The 17,172-nt window shown below is 65.5% G+C and carries 17 protein-coding genes and 1 riboswitch; of the genes, 10 read left to right on the forward strand and 7 right to left on the reverse strand.

From position 1 onward, the window contains the following. Window positions 1-12 precede the first annotated feature (12 nt). The 4 genes from ACUXVX_RS04860 to ACUXVX_RS04875 are packed head-to-tail and all read right to left on the reverse strand — an operon-like array spanning window position 13 to window position 3,134. The gene (locus tag ACUXVX_RS04860; RefSeq protein ID WP_446310612.1) at window positions 13-327 is read right to left on the reverse strand and encodes an antibiotic biosynthesis monooxygenase family protein; all 315 of its coding nucleotides are present in this window, start codon (window positions 325-327) and stop codon (window positions 13-15) included. A gap of 34 nt (window positions 328-361) precedes the next feature. Beyond that, complete coding sequence (locus ACUXVX_RS04865) at window positions 362-1,147, reverse strand: heme ABC transporter ATP-binding protein (protein ID WP_446310613.1); 786 nt, start codon at window positions 1,145-1,147, stop codon at window positions 362-364. A gap of 7 nt (window positions 1,148-1,154) precedes the next feature. After that, entirely contained in the window at window positions 1,155-2,249 is a 1,095-nt protein-coding gene (locus ACUXVX_RS04870) for a FecCD family ABC transporter permease (RefSeq protein ID WP_446310614.1), read from the reverse strand. Between the two features lie 6 nt (window positions 2,250-2,255). Beyond that, complete coding sequence (locus tag ACUXVX_RS04875) at window positions 2,256-3,134, reverse strand: heme/hemin ABC transporter substrate-binding protein (RefSeq protein WP_446310615.1); 879 nt, start codon at window positions 3,132-3,134, stop codon at window positions 2,256-2,258. Between the two features lie 268 nt (window positions 3,135-3,402). On the opposite strand from ACUXVX_RS04875, the gene ACUXVX_RS04880 reads away from it, so the two are divergent. Genes ACUXVX_RS04880 through ACUXVX_RS04895 form a run of 4 tightly spaced genes read left to right on the forward strand, consistent with a single transcriptional unit; the run spans window position 3,403 to window position 6,804 of the window. Next, the gene (locus ACUXVX_RS04880; protein ID WP_446310616.1) at window positions 3,403-4,422 is read left to right on the forward strand and encodes a TRAP transporter substrate-binding protein; all 1,020 of its coding nucleotides are present in this window, start codon (window positions 3,403-3,405) and stop codon (window positions 4,420-4,422) included. 59 nt (window positions 4,423-4,481) lie between these two features. Beyond that, window positions 4,482-5,027 (forward strand): TRAP transporter small permease, encoded by a 546-nt coding sequence (locus tag ACUXVX_RS04885; protein WP_446310617.1) that lies wholly within the window; start codon window positions 4,482-4,484, stop codon window positions 5,025-5,027. After that, window positions 5,024-6,316, forward strand: a complete 1,293-nt coding sequence (locus ACUXVX_RS04890; RefSeq protein ID WP_446310618.1) for a TRAP transporter large permease — start codon at window positions 5,024-5,026, stop codon at window positions 6,314-6,316. Before ACUXVX_RS04885 ends, ACUXVX_RS04890 begins: the two co-directional genes overlap by 4 nt. Beyond that, window positions 6,313-6,804, forward strand: a complete 492-nt coding sequence (locus tag ACUXVX_RS04895) for a MarR family winged helix-turn-helix transcriptional regulator (protein WP_446310619.1) — start codon at window positions 6,313-6,315, stop codon at window positions 6,802-6,804. The genes ACUXVX_RS04890 and ACUXVX_RS04895 overlap by 4 nt, the downstream gene beginning before the upstream one ends. A gap of 10 nt (window positions 6,805-6,814) precedes the next feature. Here ACUXVX_RS04895 and ACUXVX_RS04900 read toward each other — a convergent pair whose 3' ends face one another. The 3 genes from ACUXVX_RS04900 to ACUXVX_RS04910 are packed head-to-tail and all read right to left on the reverse strand — an operon-like array spanning window position 6,815 to window position 10,240. Beyond that, a complete protein-coding gene (locus tag ACUXVX_RS04900; protein ID WP_446310620.1) occupies window positions 6,815-7,711 on the reverse strand; it encodes an SDR family NAD(P)-dependent oxidoreductase in 897 nt (298 codons plus the stop codon). Between the two features lies 1 nt (window position 7,712). Continuing rightward, on the reverse strand, window positions 7,713-8,522 hold the full coding sequence (locus ACUXVX_RS04905; RefSeq protein ID WP_446310621.1) for an enoyl-CoA hydratase/isomerase family protein: 810 nt from the start codon (window positions 8,520-8,522) through the stop codon (window positions 7,713-7,715). After that, window positions 8,519-10,240 carry an AMP-binding protein gene (locus ACUXVX_RS04910; protein ID WP_446310622.1) on the reverse strand — a complete coding sequence of 574 codons (1,722 nt, stop codon included), beginning with the start codon at window positions 10,238-10,240 and terminating at the stop codon, window positions 8,519-8,521. Before ACUXVX_RS04910 ends, ACUXVX_RS04905 begins: the two co-directional genes overlap by 4 nt. A gap of 154 nt (window positions 10,241-10,394) precedes the next feature. Continuing rightward, window positions 10,395-10,501, forward strand: a riboswitch (TPP riboswitch). Here ACUXVX_RS04910 and ACUXVX_RS04915 point away from each other — a divergent pair. The 6 genes from ACUXVX_RS04915 (at window position 10,492) to ACUXVX_RS04940 (ending at window position 17,109) form a co-directional block, all read left to right on the forward strand. Beyond that, complete coding sequence (locus tag ACUXVX_RS04915) at window positions 10,492-11,103, forward strand: YkoF family thiamine/hydroxymethylpyrimidine-binding protein (RefSeq protein ID WP_446310623.1); 612 nt, start codon at window positions 10,492-10,494, stop codon at window positions 11,101-11,103. Its footprint overlaps the riboswitch before it by 10 nt. A gap of 51 nt (window positions 11,104-11,154) precedes the next feature. Continuing rightward, complete coding sequence (locus ACUXVX_RS04920) at window positions 11,155-11,919, forward strand: ABC transporter permease (RefSeq protein WP_446310624.1); 765 nt, start codon at window positions 11,155-11,157, stop codon at window positions 11,917-11,919. Further along, entirely contained in the window at window positions 11,906-12,646 is a 741-nt protein-coding gene (locus ACUXVX_RS04925; protein WP_446310625.1) for an ABC transporter ATP-binding protein, read from the forward strand. The genes ACUXVX_RS04920 and ACUXVX_RS04925 overlap by 14 nt, the downstream gene beginning before the upstream one ends. Then, the gene (locus tag ACUXVX_RS04930) at window positions 12,643-13,623 is read left to right on the forward strand and encodes an ABC transporter substrate-binding protein (RefSeq protein WP_446310626.1); all 981 of its coding nucleotides are present in this window, start codon (window positions 12,643-12,645) and stop codon (window positions 13,621-13,623) included. The genes ACUXVX_RS04925 and ACUXVX_RS04930 overlap by 4 nt, the downstream gene beginning before the upstream one ends. A 284-nt stretch (window positions 13,624-13,907) precedes the next feature. Beyond that, window positions 13,908-15,488, forward strand: a complete 1,581-nt coding sequence (locus tag ACUXVX_RS04935) for an ABC transporter substrate-binding protein (protein ID WP_446310627.1) — start codon at window positions 13,908-13,910, stop codon at window positions 15,486-15,488. A 70-nt stretch (window positions 15,489-15,558) separates the two neighbouring features. Further along, window positions 15,559-17,109, forward strand: coding sequence for an ABC transporter substrate-binding protein (locus ACUXVX_RS04940; protein WP_446310628.1), 1,551 nt, complete (start codon window positions 15,559-15,561; stop codon window positions 17,107-17,109). The last annotated feature ends 63 nt before the right edge of the window (window positions 17,110-17,172 follow it).

Consider the following 17,172-nt stretch of genomic DNA (forward strand, 5'->3'; position numbering starts at 1 on the left):
GGCAGGGCGGTCTCAGCCGATGTGCTGGATCGGGGCGAAGCCCTCGAATTGCGGGTGGCCCTCAAACAGTTTGTCCGGTCCACCCGCCTTGGCGTGCGATGCCCTGAACTGCTCGGAGCGGGTCCATGCGCGGAACGTCTCCTCGCTATCCCACACCGTGTGGGAGGCGTAGAGGGTTGTGCCGTCTTCCCGCTCTGGCCCCTTCAGCATGTGAAACTCGCGAAAGCCCTCCATCTCCTTGAGGTGCGTGTCGCGCCCGAGCCAGAGCGCCTCGAAGGCCTCCGCGTTGTCGGTCTTCACGGTAAAACGGTTCATTGCCAGATACATGTGACTTCTCCTTTCGAGGATGTTGGTTTGAGTGTCAGCCCGCTGGTCGGGCGGTGTGAGGTAAAAGGAAGGTTGCGGGGGCAGGTGGCGCGGTGTTGACCCGCAATGCACAGCCATAAGCCCGCGTCAGGTTCGAGTCGGTCAGAACGTCTGCCGGGGCGCCACTCGCCTGCATCAACCCGCCAGCCATTAACATCACATGGTCGGCGTACATGGCGGTCAGGTTGAGGTCGTGCATCACCGCCACCACACCGCCGCCCTCTGCGGCATAGCTCGCGAGCAATTCCATGACCTCGAGCTGGTGGCCGATGTCGAGCGAGGAAACCGGCTCATCGAGCAGGAGCCAACGAGCGCCCTCCGGCCCCACCGGCTCCCAGACCTGCGTCAGCACGCGAGCCAGTTGCACTCGCTGTTGCTCGCCGCCAGAGAGCGCGGCATAGGGCCGCCCGGCAAAGCCCGCGAGGCCGACCCGTTCCAGTGCTTCGGCGACGCGGCCTTTTGGCGGCGGTGTGGCGGCAGCGGTCATCCCAAGGCGCACGATTTCGGCCACCGTGAACGGAAAGGCGATGCGGCTGTGCTGCGGCAGCACCGCCCGCCGGGCCGCCAGCTTCCAGCCAGGCAGGGCGGTAAAGTCTTCCCCGTCCAGCCGGATCTCGCCCTCGAAGCCAACCTCCTGCGTGATCGCCCGCAGAAGCGTCGTCTTGCCCGAACCGTTCGGTCCCACGATTACCGAAACCTCGCCGGGTCGGGCCGTGAGCGAGGCACCTTTCAGCACCGGTGTCCGGGAGAGGCGGACGTGAATATCGGTTGCGCTCAACATCCGTGTCTCACAGGTCCAGCCCGGCGCGGTTGCGCAGCAGGATCCAAAGGAAGAAAGGGCCGCCGATCATGGCGGTGACGATCCCGATTGGCAGTTCCGCAGGGGCGATGATGGTGCGTGAGATCATATCGGCCACCAGCAGCAGCGAGGCGCCAAGCAGTGCGGCATTGGGTAGGAGCAGCCGGTGATCCGGGCCAATGACCAGCCTGAGCAGATGCGGCACCACGATCCCGATAAACCCGATGCCGCCCGAAACCGCCACAGCGGCGCCGGTCGCCGCCGCAACCGAGAGCACGGCGAGACGCTTCATCCTCTGAACCGATATCCCCAAATGCGCCGCCGGGGCCTCGCCCAATGCGAGCGCATTGAGCGCATGGGCGAGAAAGGGCGTTGCCGCCAAGGCCAGCCCGATGAGCGGCCCTGCCACCAAAACCTTGCCCCACGTCGCCCCGGCCAGCGAGCCGAGGCCCCAGAAGGTAAGGTCGCGCAGTTGGCTGTCGTCCGCCATATAGACCAACACGCCGCTGATGGCTCCCGCCAGCGCGGCCAGCGCGATGCCTGCCAGCAACATCACGGCAACCGAGGTGCGCCCCTCGCGCGTGGCAATGCGGTATAGCAAAAGCGTTGTGACCCATCCGCCCGCAAAGGCTGCTACCGGTACCAGCGCGTAGCCAAGCCAATCGCGCAGGGCCAAGGGCAGCAGCCCGCCGAGCACAATCGCGAGGATCGCACCCAGCCCGGCGCCAGCCCCGACGCCCACCAGCCCCGGGTCAGCCAAGGGGTTGCGGAAGAGCCCCTGCATCACCGCGCCCGACACCGCCAGCGCCGCGCCCACCAGCATGCCCATCGCCAGCCGTGGGAGGCGGATGTCGAACAGGATCAGCCGGTCGCGCAGGGCGATTTCTTCTCCGTTGAGCGCCTGCCACAGTGCCGCCGGCAGGCTTGTGCCCGACGCCCCAACGCCAAGGCTGAGGACGCTGATCGTCAGCAGGAGTGCGGTGAGCGCGAGCGCGGCGAGGCGCGCCCGTGGGCGGCGGTCGCCTTCAGCTGCAGCCAGTCGGCGCAAGGGGGACGGGCAGTCAGAGAGGGCAGGAGCAGCCATCCGGGCTCAGGGCCGCGCGGCCTTCAGCGCGCTGCTCAGGGCGGTTACGGCTTCCGGGGTTCGTGGGCCGAAGCCGAGCAGCAGCAGCCCGGGCAGACGGAGCACTGCGCCGGACTCGGCCGCCGGTGTCTGACCCAGCACCGGATGCGCCAACACATCCGCACTGTCGCCGCCGTGGTCTCCGCCACGTTCCATCATCAAGATCACCTCTGGCGCTGCCTCCAGCACAGCCTCGTCGGAAACCTGACTGTAGCCATTGAAGCCCTCAAGCGCGTTCACGCCCCCGGCCAGAGAGATGATCGCTTCAGCCGAGCTGCCACGTCCCGCCGCCATGATCCGTCCGCCCTGCATCGAGAGCACGAAGAGCACGCGAACGGGCTGATCAGGTCGCGCACCTTCCACGGCCTCCGCCAGCGTGGCCTCGACCTCCGCGGCTAGCGCCTCTCCTTTTTCGGGCACGTCCAGTGCCTCAGCCACGATCTCGATCTTCCGGCGGATCGCCGGGCCGTCGTAGCCATCAGGCACCAAAACAAGTGGCACCTGTGCCGCCTCCAGCACATCCAGCGTTTCCTGCGGCCCGCTGCTTTCTTCTGCGAGGATCATGTCGGGCGCGACAGAGAGCACGCCCTCGGGCGACAGAGCCCGCATGTAGCCCACATCCGGCAGCGCCATGGCCTCCGACGGAAAGGTCGAGGTGCTGTCGCGTGCCACCAACCTGTCCTGCTCACCGAGCGCATAGACGATCTCGGTCACCGCCCCGCCGAGCGAGACCACCCTACGGCCAGCCTCTTGCGCCATAGCGGGACCGGCCAGCGCCACGGCAAGTATCAATGCGGCAACGCGTGCCGTCAGGGTTGTGCGGGGTAAAATATGGGGTCGTGCCATGCGTCAGAACCTTCATGAGCCGGTTTCTCGTGAGGTCGCTGGCACTGCGTCGTAGCGGCGTTGCTGGCACCGGGGGTAACCCGTGAGCGCAGATGTATTATACCGCTCCGGAGACCACAAGAGTGCGCCCCGGTTGCCCACTCGCCTTGGGCGCTCCGCAACACCGCCCGTATCCGGCACCCAAAGAAAGTTTCTGTTGAGAATCTTCTTAATGTTGGATATCCAACAATCAAATACGGCAAGGAGGCCGTGTCTCAGGGAGGATCACATGAAAAAAGTTTCCGTTGCGCTCGGCGCTCTCCTTTCGCTCACCGCGGGGAATGCCGCTGTTGCCCAAGAGGTCACGCTGCGCCTGTCGCATTGGGTGCCGCCGACCATCGCGCCCGCAACCAAGGGCATCAATCCTTGGGCCGAGTCGGTCCAGGAGGCCTCCGAAGGCCGGATCGCCATCCAGATCTTCCCGGCACAGCAGCTCGGCAAGGCGCCCGATCACTACGACATGGCACAACAGGGCATCGTCGATATCGCCTACGTGAACCCCGGCTACACCGCCGGACGGTTCCCGATTTACGCGCTGACCGAAATTCCCTTCATGGCCGATGACAGTGTCGCCGCCGCCAAGGCGATCCACGAGTGGTACATGGAGAACGGCGCAGGGGCGGAGATGAGCGACGTTAAGGTCTGCTTTGTCCATCCACACGGCCCCGGCGCCCTGCACAGCCAGGAAACTATCACCTCGCCAGAGGACGTCAAAGGCAAGAACATCCGCCCGGCCCACGCCACCATGGCGCGCTTCGTCTCGTTGCTCGGCGGCGGCCCGGTTCAGGTGCCCGCCCCCGAAGTGCGCGAGGCGCTATCCAAAGGCACAGCGGAAGCCGTGACATTCCCCTGGGGCGCAATGTTCGACTTCAAGCTGACCGATGAGGTGCCGGTCCACCTCGACATGCCCTTTTATCTCTCGTCTCAGGTCATGGTGATGAACCAGGGCAGCTATGACGGCCTGTCCGACGAGAACAAGGCTGTGATCGACGACCACTGCACGCCCGATTGGTCCTCTAAAACCGCCGCAGGCTGGCTCGAGGATGACATGGCCGCGCGCGACAAGCTGATGGCCGACAGCGGCCAGACCTTCAACACGCCGACCGACGAAGAGGTCGCGGCGTGGCGCGAGGCGGCCCTGCCGCTCATCGACGAGTGGAAAGAGAGCGTCACCGCCAAGGGTGGCGATGCCGACGCCATTCTCGAAGCCTACAAAGCCGCGCTCGAAGCCAACGACGCAGCCTACTGAACTGGCCCGGCGATGCGCGAAGCGATTGACAGTTACCTGCGGACCACGTGCAGGACAGGATGACACAACCCACTGAAAAGCGGCGCTTCGTCGACCGTGTCGTCCTGTCAATCGAGCGCATCGCCGGCCTCATGCTTGGCGGCGTCACCCTCCTGATCGTCGTCTCCGCAATCGGGCGCTACGGGTTTGCGCGCCCCCTGCCGGATGCCTTCGATGCCTCGCGTTTGCTCCTTGGCGTGGCCATCGCCTGGGGCATGGCTTCAGTCGCTTGGCACGGCTCGCACATCAAGGTCGATATCGTCGCTCAGGCCGTCGGGCCGCGTGCGCGCCTCTGGTTGTCGGGCTTCGCCTGGGCGGTTCTCTTGCTCTTCACGCTGGCGATGACCTGGAAGATCGGCGAGCGGGTCGAGGCCACGTTCCGCTCCGGCGACACCACGATGGATCTGCGTCTGCCGCACTGGCCGTTCTTTCTGGCGATCTGGCTGGGGCTGGTCGCGGCCCTCGTTACCACCGGCCTGCGCCTTTGGCGGATCGTCGTACACGGCTCCGATCTCGAAGAGTTCGATGGCGCCGAGGCACACACGCAAGAGGACGCGCAGAAATGACCAACGAGCTCGCGGCGGTCGCAGGCTTCGCCGCCCTCTTCGGCATGATGGCTCTCCGGGTGCCGATCGGGGTTGCCATGGGCATCGTCGGGGTCGGCGGCTTCGCGGTGGTCGTCCACCCCTCGCCCGCGATGAACCTGCTCTTCCAATCGCCCATCGCGACCATCACCGATTTCAACCTCACCCTGATTCCGCTCTTCATCCTGATGGGGGTGCTGGCCACCCGCTCGGGCATGTCGGCCGAGCTGTTCCGGGCGGGCAGGGCTTGGCTTGGCGGTTTCAAGGGCGGCCTCGGGCTGGCGTCGGTCGGGGCCTGCGGCGGTTTCGCCGCCATCTGCGGCTCATCCGTTGCTACCGCGGCCACCATGACCAACATCGCTTATCCGGAGATGAAGAAATCCGGCTACCCCGACGCCGCCTCAACAGGCATCATCGCGGCGGGCGGAACGCTGGGCATCCTGATCCCGCCCTCCGTGGTGCTCGCAATTTACGGCTTCATCACCGAAACCGATATCGGCACACTCTTCATCGCGGGCATCGTGCCCGGCATCCTCGCCGTGCTGCTCTACATGCTCACCGTCCGCGTCTGGTACGGCCGCCACCTGCCTGCCGCAGAGCCGTTTCAGCTGCCCGAGGCACTGGGCTCGCTCAAGGGCATCTGGGCCGTAGGCCTGCTCTTCATCTCGGTCATCCTGTCGATGTACTTCGGCATTGTCACAGCCACCGAAGCTGCCGCCGTGGGCGCAACCATGACCGCTATCATCGGCCTGCTTCGCCGCCGACTGAACTGGACCAGCCTGCTCGACGGCCTCACCGAAGCGCTGCGCACCTCGGTGTCGATCTACGTTGTGCTGATCGGTGCCACCCTCTTCGGTTACTTCCTCGCGGTGACTCAGGTGCCGCAGAACATCACCATGTTCCTCACCGAACTGGGGGCCGGAACCTACGGCACGCTGGCGCTGATACTGCTCCTCTTCTTCGTCATGGGCTGCTTCCTCGATGCGATGGCAATGATCATCCTGATGGTACCCATCGTCTTTCCGGTCGTGTCCGAACTCGGCTTCGATCCCGTCTGGTTCGGCATCATCATCGTCATGACGGTCGAATTGGGTCTGATCACCCCGCCCGTAGGGATGAACGTCTACGTCATCAACTCGATCGCGCGGGAGGTAAGCCTCGTCACGATCTTCCGCGGCGTCCTGCCCTTCGTCACCATCGACGTGCTGCGATTGATCCTCCTCATCGCCTTTCCGGCTCTGGTTCTGTTCCTGCCGGAGAGCATGAAATGAGCGGGCGCGCGCCGGTCATGCGCGACGTGGCCGAAGTGGTCGAGCCGGAACTTCTCTCGCGTTCGGTCTCCTATCGCATCCGCCTGTTGCAGATCGCGTCCTACAAGATCTTCGAGCAGCGGGTCGAAGGCTTCGGCTCCGCGCCGCGCTATTTCGGGATGCTCAAGCTGATCGAGGCCAACCCCGGCATTCCGCAAACCCGCCTAGCCGAGGCGATCTTTCTGGATCGCTCCAGCCTCGTGCCGATCCTCGAGGGCCTAACCCGAGAGGGTTGGGTCGAACGCAAATCGACGCCGCAAGACAAACGCGTACGCCGGGTGTTCCTAACCGAGACCGGGCAGGAGCGGCTCGGGCAGCTCGAACAGCTCGTGGCCGAGCACGAGGCCACCATCACCGAGGGGCTATCGGATGCCGAGCGGGAGCAGCTGATTTCCAGCCTCGAACGCGTGGGTGAGAACCTCCGGTCGGTTTCAGCCGGACCAAAGTGAGACCCGGCCCTCACAGATCCAGGGGTATGCCGTAGGGTTGCACCGCCCCCTCCGAAAGACGGGGCCAAGCCTCCGCAATCGCCGCCGCCGTCCAGCCGCCCTTGCGCAGATCCACTCGCAATTCCGCCGGATGTGACCAGAGCGCCAGTCGGTCGCCCCCGATGCCGATACACTGCCCGGTGATGCCCCCGCCCAAGTCCGAGGCCAGAAACACCGCCAGCGGGGCAATATCCTCCGGCGGCCCCATACCGAACTCGGCCCGCAGCCGCTCGGGCAGCGGCTCGCCGCGCTCCATCGCGGCCACATGGGGCGCGAAGGCCGGGATCTCCGCTGTCATCCGCGTCAGCGCCGTGGGGATGATCGCGTTGACTGATATGCCCGCCCGCCCCAACTCCGCCGCCCAGGTTCGCGCCATCGCTGCGATCCCTGCCTTGGCGGCCGAATAGGCCGTCTGGCCGAAGTTGCCGAGTTGCCCGGCGGGGGAGCCGACCAGAATCATACGGCCACCTTCGCCCGCCTCGCGCAGGTGCCGCGCAGCAGCCCGGCCGCATTGGAACGTGCCGCGCAGATGGGTTCGGATCACAAGGTCAAAGGCGTCGTCCTCGGTTTTCCACAGCACGCTGTCGCGGAGCACGCCCGCGTTGGCACAGAGGATATCGAACCGCCCGAAGGCCCCGACCCCGGCCTCGATGCAGGCTTCCGCCGCACCCTCGCGCCCGATCTCCGCGGCAACGGCCACCGCCTGCCCGCCTTCAGCAATGATCTCTCCGACCACCGCCTCGGCAGTCGCGGCATCGAGGTCATTCACCACCACCGCCGCGCCCGCCCGCGCCAGATCCAGCGCAATCGCCCGGCCAATGCCCCGGCCCGCACCGGTCACCAACGCCACTTTTTGTGCCAGTGTCATCTCAGCGCCCCCTGTAGATTGGCGTGCGTTTCTCCATGAAGGCGCGCGGCCCCTCGCGGGCATCTTCGGTCGCCATCACGACGGCCTTGGCCTCGTCTTCCAGCGCATAGCCCTCCGCCAGCGGGCGGCCCTGCGCAGCAAGCACCGTGGCCTTGATCTGCTGCACCGACACCGGCGCATTGGCCGAGACCCTCTCCGCCAATTCCCGCGCCGTAGCCATCAACTCGTCCGGGGCCACGATGCGGTTGATCAGCCCGTGCCTCAACGCGTCCTCTGCCGTCATCGGCACATTCGCCAGCATGATCTCCATCGCCGCTGCGTAGGGGATCTGCCGCGACAGCCGCGCCAGCGCTCCCGCGAAGGGGATCACCCCCCGCGCGGCCTCGGGCAGGGCAAAGCGGGCCTCCGGCACGGCCACCCTCAGATCGGTGCCGAGCAGAATTTCCATACCCGCCGCCATGCAATCGCCGTTGACCGCTGCGATGATCGGCTTGTGCATGGCGATACCGCGCAGCGCCATCCGGTCGTTGATGCCCGGATCACCGAGCAAACGCCTGTCCCACTCGGTCTCCGGCGCCCGCGCGCCCGACATCAGCGGCAGGGTCTGTGCAAGGTCGCCACCAGAGCAAAACGCCTTGTCGCCCGCCCCGGTGAGGATCACCGCGCGGATCTCATCGTCCGCAGCGATCTCGGCGATGGCATCGGCAAACCGGCAGGCGCTTTCCGGGCAGATGGCGTTGCGCTTTTCCGGCCGGTTGAAGCTGAGCAGGGCGACATGGCCCTCCCGCTCAAAGAGGAACGGCACTGTCATTGGCGCACCGGTTTCAGCGAGCCATCCTCGATCCGGCACGTGGCAATGTCGCGCAACACGAACTTCTGCACCTTGCCGTTTGCGGTGAGCGGCAGCGCCTCTATCGGAACGATGTACTTGGGCATCTTATGGCGGGCCATGTGTGTGCGGCAGAAGTCCTGCAATGCCACCGGGTCCGCCTTCTCGCCCGGTCCGGGCACGACGAAAGCGCAGATTTCTTCGCCGAGGTCCGCATCCGGTACCCCGATCACCTGCACTTCCGACACCGCGTCATGATCGAGCAGGCAGTTCTCTATTTCCGCCGGGTACACGTTCTCGCCGCCCCGGATGATCATGTCCTTCAGCCGCCCGACGATGCGGAGGTGCCCGCTCTCGGCAAGCTCCGCGAGATCGCCCGAGTGTAGCCAGCCATCGGCGTCTATGGTCTCGGCGGTCTTCTCCGGCATGTCGAAATACCCGACCATGGTGAGATAGCCCCGGATACAAAGCTCCCCGCTCTCGCCCCAGCCGCAGGTCTCACCGCTCTCGGGATCGACAATGCGGATCTCGGTGTGGGGCAGGGGCGTGCCTGCCGTGCCGAACCGCGCCTCCGTGTCGTCCTCGGGGTTGGTCTGGGTGATGATCGGGCTGCACTCGGTCATGCCCATGATGATCATCGGCTCGCCGCCTGTCCGCTCGCGCATGCTCTGCATCAGGCTCGGCGGAATCGTGGTGCCGCCGGTGAAGACGGTCCGCAGGGTGCGTATGTCATAGTCCCCGGCATCCGGATGCTCGAGCAGCCGGGTCATCATCGTTGGCACGGCATTGATGATCGTGGGCCGGTGCGCTTCCCAGAGCTCCAGCATCCTCCCGGCCTCGAAGGTGTCCATCGTCACCACCCGGCCGCCGCAGGCGAGCATGGCCATCACGTTGCACACGCAGCCGGCGGTGTGAAAGAGCGGCATGGCCGAGAGCAGCGTGTCCTCGGCCCTGAACCCACCTCGGTCGGCCATCAGCCGGGCATTGTTCAGCGTCGAGCGGTGGCTCAGCATCGCGCCCTTCGGCTTGCCGGTGGTGCCGCTTGTGTATTGGATCTGCGCCACATCGGTGCAGGCCACCCCGGCCTGCCGCTCACTCAGGACCTCCGGGGAAACCGCCTTTCCCGCCTCCCGCAACGCATCGAAGGGCAGCGCAAACTCCGCAGGCGTCTCACCAAGGCCGATCAACAGCCGCAGGTCGGGCAGGGGGCCTCCCGCCGCCCGTACGCCTCCGCTGGTGGTGGCCAGTTCGGGCAGGATGCCCAGCAGATGCCCGGTGATATCATTGCTGCGCAGGTGCGGGGCAAAAACCAACGCGGCCACCCGGCCCTGCGTGAGGATATATGCCAGCTCCTCCTGCAAAAGCGCCGGGTTGACCGTCACCAGCACCGCGCCGATCTTGGCAAGCGCATACTCCAGCAGGATCCACTCGGCGCTGTTCGGAGCCATCACCGCCACCCGCTCGCCCGCAAGTATGCCCTGCGCCATCAGGCCCCGTGCGATCAGGTCGGCTTCCTGCCGCAACTCGGCATATGTCCAGGACGTGCCGCGCGCGCCGCGCCATTCATCAACGTGGATCGCCGGGCGCGCGCCATCGCGCTCGGCCTGTTCGTCGAGCAAGGCGCCGAGGGTCATATCCACCAGTGCAGGCCCAGAGGCATCGGGCCTCCACCATGCATCCTCCCCCTGCCGGTTCCGCATTCCGTCTCCTCCCTTGTCGCACGGTGCTCGCGCCGCTCTTTCATGCGCCGCCTGCACAGGCCTGTCAAGTTTGTTGGACATCAAACATATTCGCGAGGAGGACAATCAGCCATGCACCCGCCTTGACATTCCCTCCGCGCTCCACGACGGTCGCGCCATCAACCAGGGGTGCTCCGGACGGGGCTGAGATGCGCAAGCCTGCGTGAACCCTTCAAAGCTGATCTGGGTAATGCCAGCGGAGCGAGGATATCATGTTCATTGGCGCGCAAGTGTCACTCTACCCGATGACGTCCGATTTTGTGGACGTCATCATGACCGGCCTCAAGGCCCTCACCCCCTACGAAAAAGACCTGCGGATCGAGACCGACGACATGTCGACCCTCATGGTCGGCGCACCCGAGCCGCTGCTCGACGCGATCCGCGACCTGTTCTCCGAGGCCGCCCGACGGCCCGAGCATGTGACCATGCACGTGACCCTTTCGCGCGGCTGCCCCGGAGAGCCGGATGACCCGAGCTGCCACTGTGAGGCGCTTGTGACGGCGCAGTCGCTCGGGCTGGAAGAGCGCAAGGCGCTGGCACTGGAGGCCGTGCAATCCGCCCCCGAGAAGGGCGTGCGCATCGACGTGCAGTTCTCGCTCTACGTGCTGGGGCAGGACAGGCACATGGATGAGATCTACGGCTGCATCGACTTTCTCAAGCAGTCCGGCACCTTCCTGAAGTCCAAGAACTTCTGCACCCGGCTCCGGGGCGACGCGGGCGCGGTCTTCGAGACGATCCGGCAGGCCTTCCTGCGGTTCGGCCCGGCGGAGGGGCATGTCACCATCGACCTGACCGCCTCGGCCAACAGCCCCAGCCTGCGCTAAGCTGGTGCCGCCTTCGGGCGGCCTGCCTAGCCCGCTTTCCGGACCGCTACGATGCCGATCACCCGTGCCCTGCCCAGCCTGTGCCTTGCCGCCACCTTCCTCGCGGTCTGGCAACTCTATTGCGCTTGGGCCGATGTCTCGCCCCTGATCCTGCCCGCACCGTCCGACGTGGCCCTCGGCCTCTGGGTCAACCGCGCCACACTTGCAGGCCACGCAGCAGCCACCCTCGGCGTGGCGGCGCTCGGCTTTTCACTTTCCGTGAGCTTCGCTTTCATCACCTCGGTCGCGCTCCATTTCATCCCCTTGCTACGGCGGGGCCTTTTTCCGCTGCTGGTCGCCAGCCAGACCGTGCCCATCGTCGCGCTGGCCCCGCTGATGGTGCTCTGGTTCGGCTTCGGCCTGCTGCCCAAGGTGCTGCTGGTGATCCTCGTCACCTTCTTCCCGGTGCTGGTCAGCCTGCTCGCCGGATACGCCCGTGTGCCGCAGGCCTACCGCGATCAGCTCGCCTCCATGGGCGCCGGTCGCGCACAGGTGTTCCGCCGCGCCGCCCTCCCCGTAGCCCGGCCCCACTTCTTCAACGGTCTGCGGATCTCTGCCACCTACGCCATCGTCGCCACGATCTTCGCCGAATACGCGGGCGCGCGGCAGGGCCTCGGCATCTACATCCTCACCGCCAAGAACAACTTCCGCGCCGACCTCGTGCTCGCCGCCGTGGTGCTCTCCGCCACGCTCACCCTCCTTCTGCTGGGCCTCCTTCACCTGATCGACCGGGCCACCGGTCGGCGCTACCGGAGGGCTGTCGATGCTGCAGGTTGAGGGGCTCTCCATCCGCGCAGGCACACGCCTTCTGGTCGAAAACATCGGCCTGGACCTGCCCGAAGGCACGATCACCTGCCTCATCGGCCCCTCGGGCTGCGGCAAGAGCTCGATCATCAAGTGGCTCTCCGGCGTGTTGCCGCCAGAACTTTCTGCAACCGGCACCGCCACGCTTGGAGGCGCACCGCTCTCCGCCCCATCGCCTGCACTCGCCTACCAACCCCAGCAAGACACGCTCTTCCCCTGGCTCACCATCGCCGAAAACGCCGCCCTCGGGCTCGAGATCGCAGGCCTGTCCCGCCGGGCCGCCCGCGCCCGCGTGCTGCCGCTCTTCGCGCCCTTCGGTCTCGCAGGGCATGAGGACAGCTTCCCAGACCAGCTCTCCGGCGGGATGCGCCAGCGTGCCGCCTTCCTGCGCACCATGGTACAGGACAGCCGCTTCCTGCTGCTCGACGAGCCCTTTTCCGCGCTCGACGCGGTGACGCGGCTCAAGATGCAGCACTGGCTCTGCGACCGCCTCACCGAGCGGCCCCGCGGCGTGCTGATGGTCACCCATGATCTCTATGAAGCCACCCAGATGGCCGACCGCTTGCTCGTCATGTCCGCCCGCCCCGGGCGCATCATTTCCGACATCTCGCTCACCACCCCCCGCAGCGCCCGCACCGAGGCCAGCCTGGCCGAGACCCGCGCGCTGCTCAAATCCCTGCTTCTGGAGGACACCCCATGAAACTGCTGCCTATCCTCGCCACCTGGCTCGCGCTGCCCATTGCGGCGCAGGCGCAGGAGAGCGTCACCATCGCGCTCGACTGGACACTGAACACAAACCACATCGGCCTCGTTGTCGCGCAGGAAAAGGGCTTTTACTCCGATGCCGGGCTGGAGGTGGAACTGCTGCCCTACTCTGACAGCGCCTCCACCGCCGTCCTCGCCGCCGGTGCGGCGGACTACGCCTACATGACCTCGCTCGGCTTCATGAGCGCCAAGGCCGCCGGGGCCGATATCGTCGCGCTCTGGGCCACCATGCAGCGCGAGAACGGGAGACTGGTGTTCAACGCCAGCAACGAGGCCATCACTCGCCCCGCCGACCTCGAGGGCAAGATCTATGCAGGCTTCGGCTCGGCTTGGGAGGATGCACTGATTTCCACCATGATCCAGGCCGACGGCGGTACGGCGGAATATGACACCGTGACGATGGGCACTGGCGCCTACGAGGCTCTGGCCAGCGGCGCGGTGGACTTCACGCTGGAGGTCGCCACATGGGAGGGCGTGAACGGCGAGCTTCTCGGCCGCGAACAGAAGCACTTCACCTATGCTGACTACGGTGTTCCCGATCAGCAGAACGGCTACATCGGCACCACCTCGGCAAATCTGACGCAAGACCCGCAGCAAGTGAAAGCCTTCATGACGGCCACCCAGCAGGGCTATCAATGGGCTGCCGAAAACCCCGATCAGGCCGCCGAGTTGCTGATAGGCGCGGGCGAGTTCCAGAACCCCGAACTGGTGCGCGGTTCCATGGCCGCGCTCGCCGAAGGGGACTACATCAAGGCTGGCCCCACGCCAGTCGGCACCATCGACAAGGAGCGCTTTGCCACAATGGCCCGGTTTCTCTTCGATAGCGGCGTGCTGAAAGGTCCGGGCGGTGCGGCGCTCACTTGGCCGGGCGATGTGTCGGGCTGGTTCGACCAAGGCTGGATGGCGGAGTAACATTTAGCCCCGTACCCAGCCTGTGGGAACTCCTCCGCTTTTCCAAAAGCTTGGCTGGCGCCCGCCAATTTCCAACAGAGGCGCCAGCCTACACCAGCGCATTGAAAAATCCGCTCTGCCTGCTCCGAACCCTCACGCCATCTGCCCGCCAAATCTCCGCTGCGTCAGCCCGGCCCGGCGGCATAATTCTACGTGAAGGGACTTGGCACCCGGGCAGGCTCATGTTTCGGTTGTCCATCACCCCCGCGCGAACAGGGGGGAGATTGATAAACAGGGAGATATCCATGACCAAATCGAAAGGCCTGCTGGCCCTCGCTGCGCTATTGTCTTCGACAACGCTCGCCCCGGCGGAAACCCTGCGCTGGGCCCGGGCGGGTGACGCGCTCACCCTCGACCCGCACGCCCAGAACGAAGGGCCGACCCACACGATCCGTCACCAGATCTACGAGCCGCTCATCATCCGCGACATGACCGGCGCCTTCGAGCCGGCCCTCGCCACCGAATGGGCCCCCAAGGAAGACGACCCCAACGTCTGGGTCTTCAAGCTGCGTGAGGGCGTCAAGTTCCATGGCGGCGAAGACTTCACCGCCGAAGATGTGGTCTTTTCCTTCGAACGCGCCAAGCAGGAAAACTCCGACATGAAGGAGCTTGTCAGCTCCGTGGTCGAGGTCCGCGCAGTCGATGACTACACCGTCGAGATCGTCACCGATGGCCCCAACCCGATCCTGCCGTCGAACCTGACCAACCAGTACATCCTCGACAAGGGCTGGGCCGAAGCCAACAACACGGTGAACGTGCAGGACTTCGAGGGCGGCGAGATCACCTTCGCCACCACCAACGCCAATGGCACGGGCCCCTACATCCTGCAATCGCGCGAGCCTGACGTGAAAACCGTCATGGTCCGCAACGAGGAGTATTGGGGCCGCGATAAGTTCCCGATGGAGGTCTCCGAGATCGTTTACACGCCCATCCAGAACGCCGCGACCCGTGTGGCCGCGCTGCTCTCGGGCGAGGTGAACTTCCTTCAGGACATGCCGGTGCAGGATCTGGAGCGCGTGTCCGGGGCCGATGGGCTTGTGGTCAAGAAGGCCCCCCAGAACCGTGTGATCTTCTTCGGCATGAACATGGGCGCCGATGACATCGAAGCTGATAATGTCGAGGGCGCCAACCCGCTCGCCGACAAGCGCGTGCGCAAGGCCATGTCGATGGCGATCAACCGCGACGCCATCCAGCAGGTGGTGATGCGCGGCCAGTCCGAGCCGGCCGGCATGGTGGCCCCGCCCTTCGTCAACGGCTGGACCGCCGAGATGGACGGCGCCAGCGTGACCGATATCGAAGGCGCCAAGGCGCTGATGGCCGAGGCAGGCTATAGCGACGGCTTCTCGATCCGTCTCGATTGCCCGAACGACCGCTACATCAACGATGAGGCGATCTGTCAGGCCGCCGTCGGCATGTTCGGCCAGATCGGCGTCACCGTGAACCTCGATGCCAAGCCTAAGGCCCAGCACTTCCCGCTGATCACCGACGGCAAGAGCGACTTCTACATGCTCGGCTGGGGCGTTCCGACCTACGACTCCGAGTATATCTTCAACTTCCTCGTCCACGGTCGCGAGGCCGATATCGGCACATGGAACGCGACCGGCTACGACAACGACGATCTTGACGCCAAGATCAAGTCGCTGGCTTCCAACGTTGACCTCGACGCGCGGAATGCCGACATCGCCGCGATTTGGGACGTGGTGCAGGATGAAACGCTCTACATCCCGATTCATCACCAAGTCCTGAACTGGGGTATGGGTGAAGGCGTGGGCATCGAGGTTGATCCCGAGGATCAGCCGAAGGTGAAATACTTCACGATGAACTAGGTTCTTCACCATCGGGCCGCCCGCACCCGCGGGCGGCCCACACCCACGTTGCTGCATTGGAGGAGATCACATGCACCGTCTATCCACCGCCCTGGCCTTGGTACTGGCGCTTCCCGCCACCGCCGAAGAGTTCAACTTCGCCGTCACCACCGACCCGCAAACGATGGACCCACACGCCGTCAACTCGACGCCGGTGCTTGGATTTCTGAACAACGTCTACGAAGGCCTCGTGCGGCGCGGCAAGGACATGTCCATCGAGCCATCGCTCGCGGTGAGCTGGGAGCCGATCGGCGAGGGCGAAGGCTGGCGCTTCAAGCTGCGCGAGGGCGTGACCTTTCAGGACGGCGCGGCCTTCAACGCCGATGACGTGGTCTTTTCCTACGAGCGTGCCTCTTCCGAGCAGGCCGATACCTCGAGCTGGTTCGCGCCGGTGAGCGAGGTGATCAAGGTCGATGACTACACCGTCGACATCATGACAACCGCACCCAACCCGATCTTCCCCGACTCCATCGCCAACTGGATGATGATGGATAGCGGCTGGGCCGAGGCTAACGGCGCAGAGCGCCCCGACAAAGAGCAGGGCAACTTCGCCACGCTCAACGCCAACGGCACCGGCCCGTTTCAGGTTGTATCGCGCCAGCCCGACCTCGAAACCGTGCTCGAGCCGCACGCCGGGTGGTGGGGCGAAGTCGAGCACAACCTGACCCGGGTCACGATGACACCCATCCAGAACCCGGCCACAGCCCTCGCGGCGCTGCTCTCCGGCGATGTCGATTTCATCAACCCCGTGCCTATTCAGGATGTCGCCCGGCTTGAGGGCAACCCCGAGGTCCGCGTGATCCAAGGGATCGAAGCACGGGTGATCATGCTCGGCTTCGACCAGCAGGAAGGCGCCGCAGAGAGCGGACAGGGCGGGGCAGACATGTTCCTCGATCCGCGCGCCCGTGAGGCCGTTGCCAAGGCGATCAACGTGCCCGCCATCCTCCAGACGATCATGCGCGGCAACGCCGAAGTGGCCAGCCAGATGGTCAGCCCGGCCATGCGCGGCTTCTCCGAGGCCAATGCCGCGCCCTACGCCTACGATGCAGAGGCTGCCCGCAGCCTCGCCGAAGAGGCGGGCCTTGCCGGGCAGACCATCGCGTTCAAATGCCCCAATGACCGTTACCTGAACGACGAGGCGGTGTGTCAGGCCGTCACCTCCATGCTGGCGCAGGCCGGAATGGATGTGTCGCTCGATGCGATGCCGGTCTCCAACTACTGGCCCGAGTTGCGTGCTGACAACTTCGACATGTACCTCCTCGGCTGGTCGCCCGGCACCTTCGACGCCGAGCATCCGATCCGCTTTCTCGCCGCTACGCAAGACGACGAGGCCAAGCTGGGCAGCTGGAACTTTGGCGGCTACTCCAACGCGCGCGTCGACGAACTCCTGCCGATGATCCAGTCGGAGATCGACGATACAGCCCGTCAGGCCATGCTCGACGAGACCGCCAAGATCCTTCAGGACGAGGTCGCCTATGTGCCGCTCTACGTGCAGCCGCTGGTCTGGGGCGCCCGCTCCGGTGTGGAACTGACACAGCGCCCCGACGATTTCTTCATCCTGCGCTGGGTCACGGTAAACTAGCGCCGCAAGCTCAACCGCTCCGGGGCCCGGCCAAGGGCCCCAGCCACCCGCCAGAGGTGGCAC

It is taken from the genome of Vannielia sp. SX4 (assembly GCF_052828525.1).

Excerpts from the sequence above, each read along its gene's own strand:
- ACUXVX_RS04890 (WP_446310618.1), top strand. The coding sequence starts at position 5,024 with ATGACCAACGAGCTCGCGGCGGTCGCAGGCTTCGCCGCCCTCTTCGGC.
- ACUXVX_RS04920 (WP_446310624.1), top strand. The coding sequence starts at position 11,155 with ATGCCGATCACCCGTGCCCTGCCCAGCCTGTGCCTTGCCGCCACCTTC.
- ACUXVX_RS04860 (WP_446310612.1), bottom strand. The coding sequence starts at position 327 with ATGTATCTGGCAATGAACCGTTTTACCGTGAAGACCGACAACGCGGAG.
- ACUXVX_RS04915 (WP_446310623.1), top strand. The coding sequence starts at position 10,492 with ATGTTCATTGGCGCGCAAGTGTCACTCTACCCGATGACGTCCGATTTT.
- ACUXVX_RS04880 (WP_446310616.1), top strand. The coding sequence starts at position 3,403 with ATGAAAAAAGTTTCCGTTGCGCTCGGCGCTCTCCTTTCGCTCACCGCG.
- ACUXVX_RS04865 (WP_446310613.1), bottom strand. The coding sequence starts at position 1,147 with ATGTTGAGCGCAACCGATATTCACGTCCGCCTCTCCCGGACACCGGTG.
- ACUXVX_RS04940 (WP_446310628.1), top strand. The coding sequence starts at position 15,559 with ATGCACCGTCTATCCACCGCCCTGGCCTTGGTACTGGCGCTTCCCGCC.
- ACUXVX_RS04885 (WP_446310617.1), top strand. The coding sequence starts at position 4,482 with ATGACACAACCCACTGAAAAGCGGCGCTTCGTCGACCGTGTCGTCCTG.
- ACUXVX_RS04935 (WP_446310627.1), top strand. The coding sequence starts at position 13,908 with ATGACCAAATCGAAAGGCCTGCTGGCCCTCGCTGCGCTATTGTCTTCG.
- ACUXVX_RS04905 (WP_446310621.1), bottom strand. The coding sequence starts at position 8,522 with ATGACAGTGCCGTTCCTCTTTGAGCGGGAGGGCCATGTCGCCCTGCTC.
- ACUXVX_RS04895 (WP_446310619.1), top strand. The coding sequence starts at position 6,313 with ATGAGCGGGCGCGCGCCGGTCATGCGCGACGTGGCCGAAGTGGTCGAG.
- ACUXVX_RS04870 (WP_446310614.1), bottom strand. The coding sequence starts at position 2,249 with ATGGCTGCTCCTGCCCTCTCTGACTGCCCGTCCCCCTTGCGCCGACTG.
- ACUXVX_RS04910 (WP_446310622.1), bottom strand. The coding sequence starts at position 10,240 with ATGCGGAACCGGCAGGGGGAGGATGCATGGTGGAGGCCCGATGCCTCT.
- ACUXVX_RS04900 (WP_446310620.1), bottom strand. The coding sequence starts at position 7,711 with ATGACACTGGCACAAAAAGTGGCGTTGGTGACCGGTGCGGGCCGGGGC.
- ACUXVX_RS04875 (WP_446310615.1), bottom strand. The coding sequence starts at position 3,134 with ATGGCACGACCCCATATTTTACCCCGCACAACCCTGACGGCACGCGTT.
- ACUXVX_RS04925 (WP_446310625.1), top strand. The coding sequence starts at position 11,906 with ATGCTGCAGGTTGAGGGGCTCTCCATCCGCGCAGGCACACGCCTTCTG.
- ACUXVX_RS04930 (WP_446310626.1), top strand. The coding sequence starts at position 12,643 with ATGAAACTGCTGCCTATCCTCGCCACCTGGCTCGCGCTGCCCATTGCG.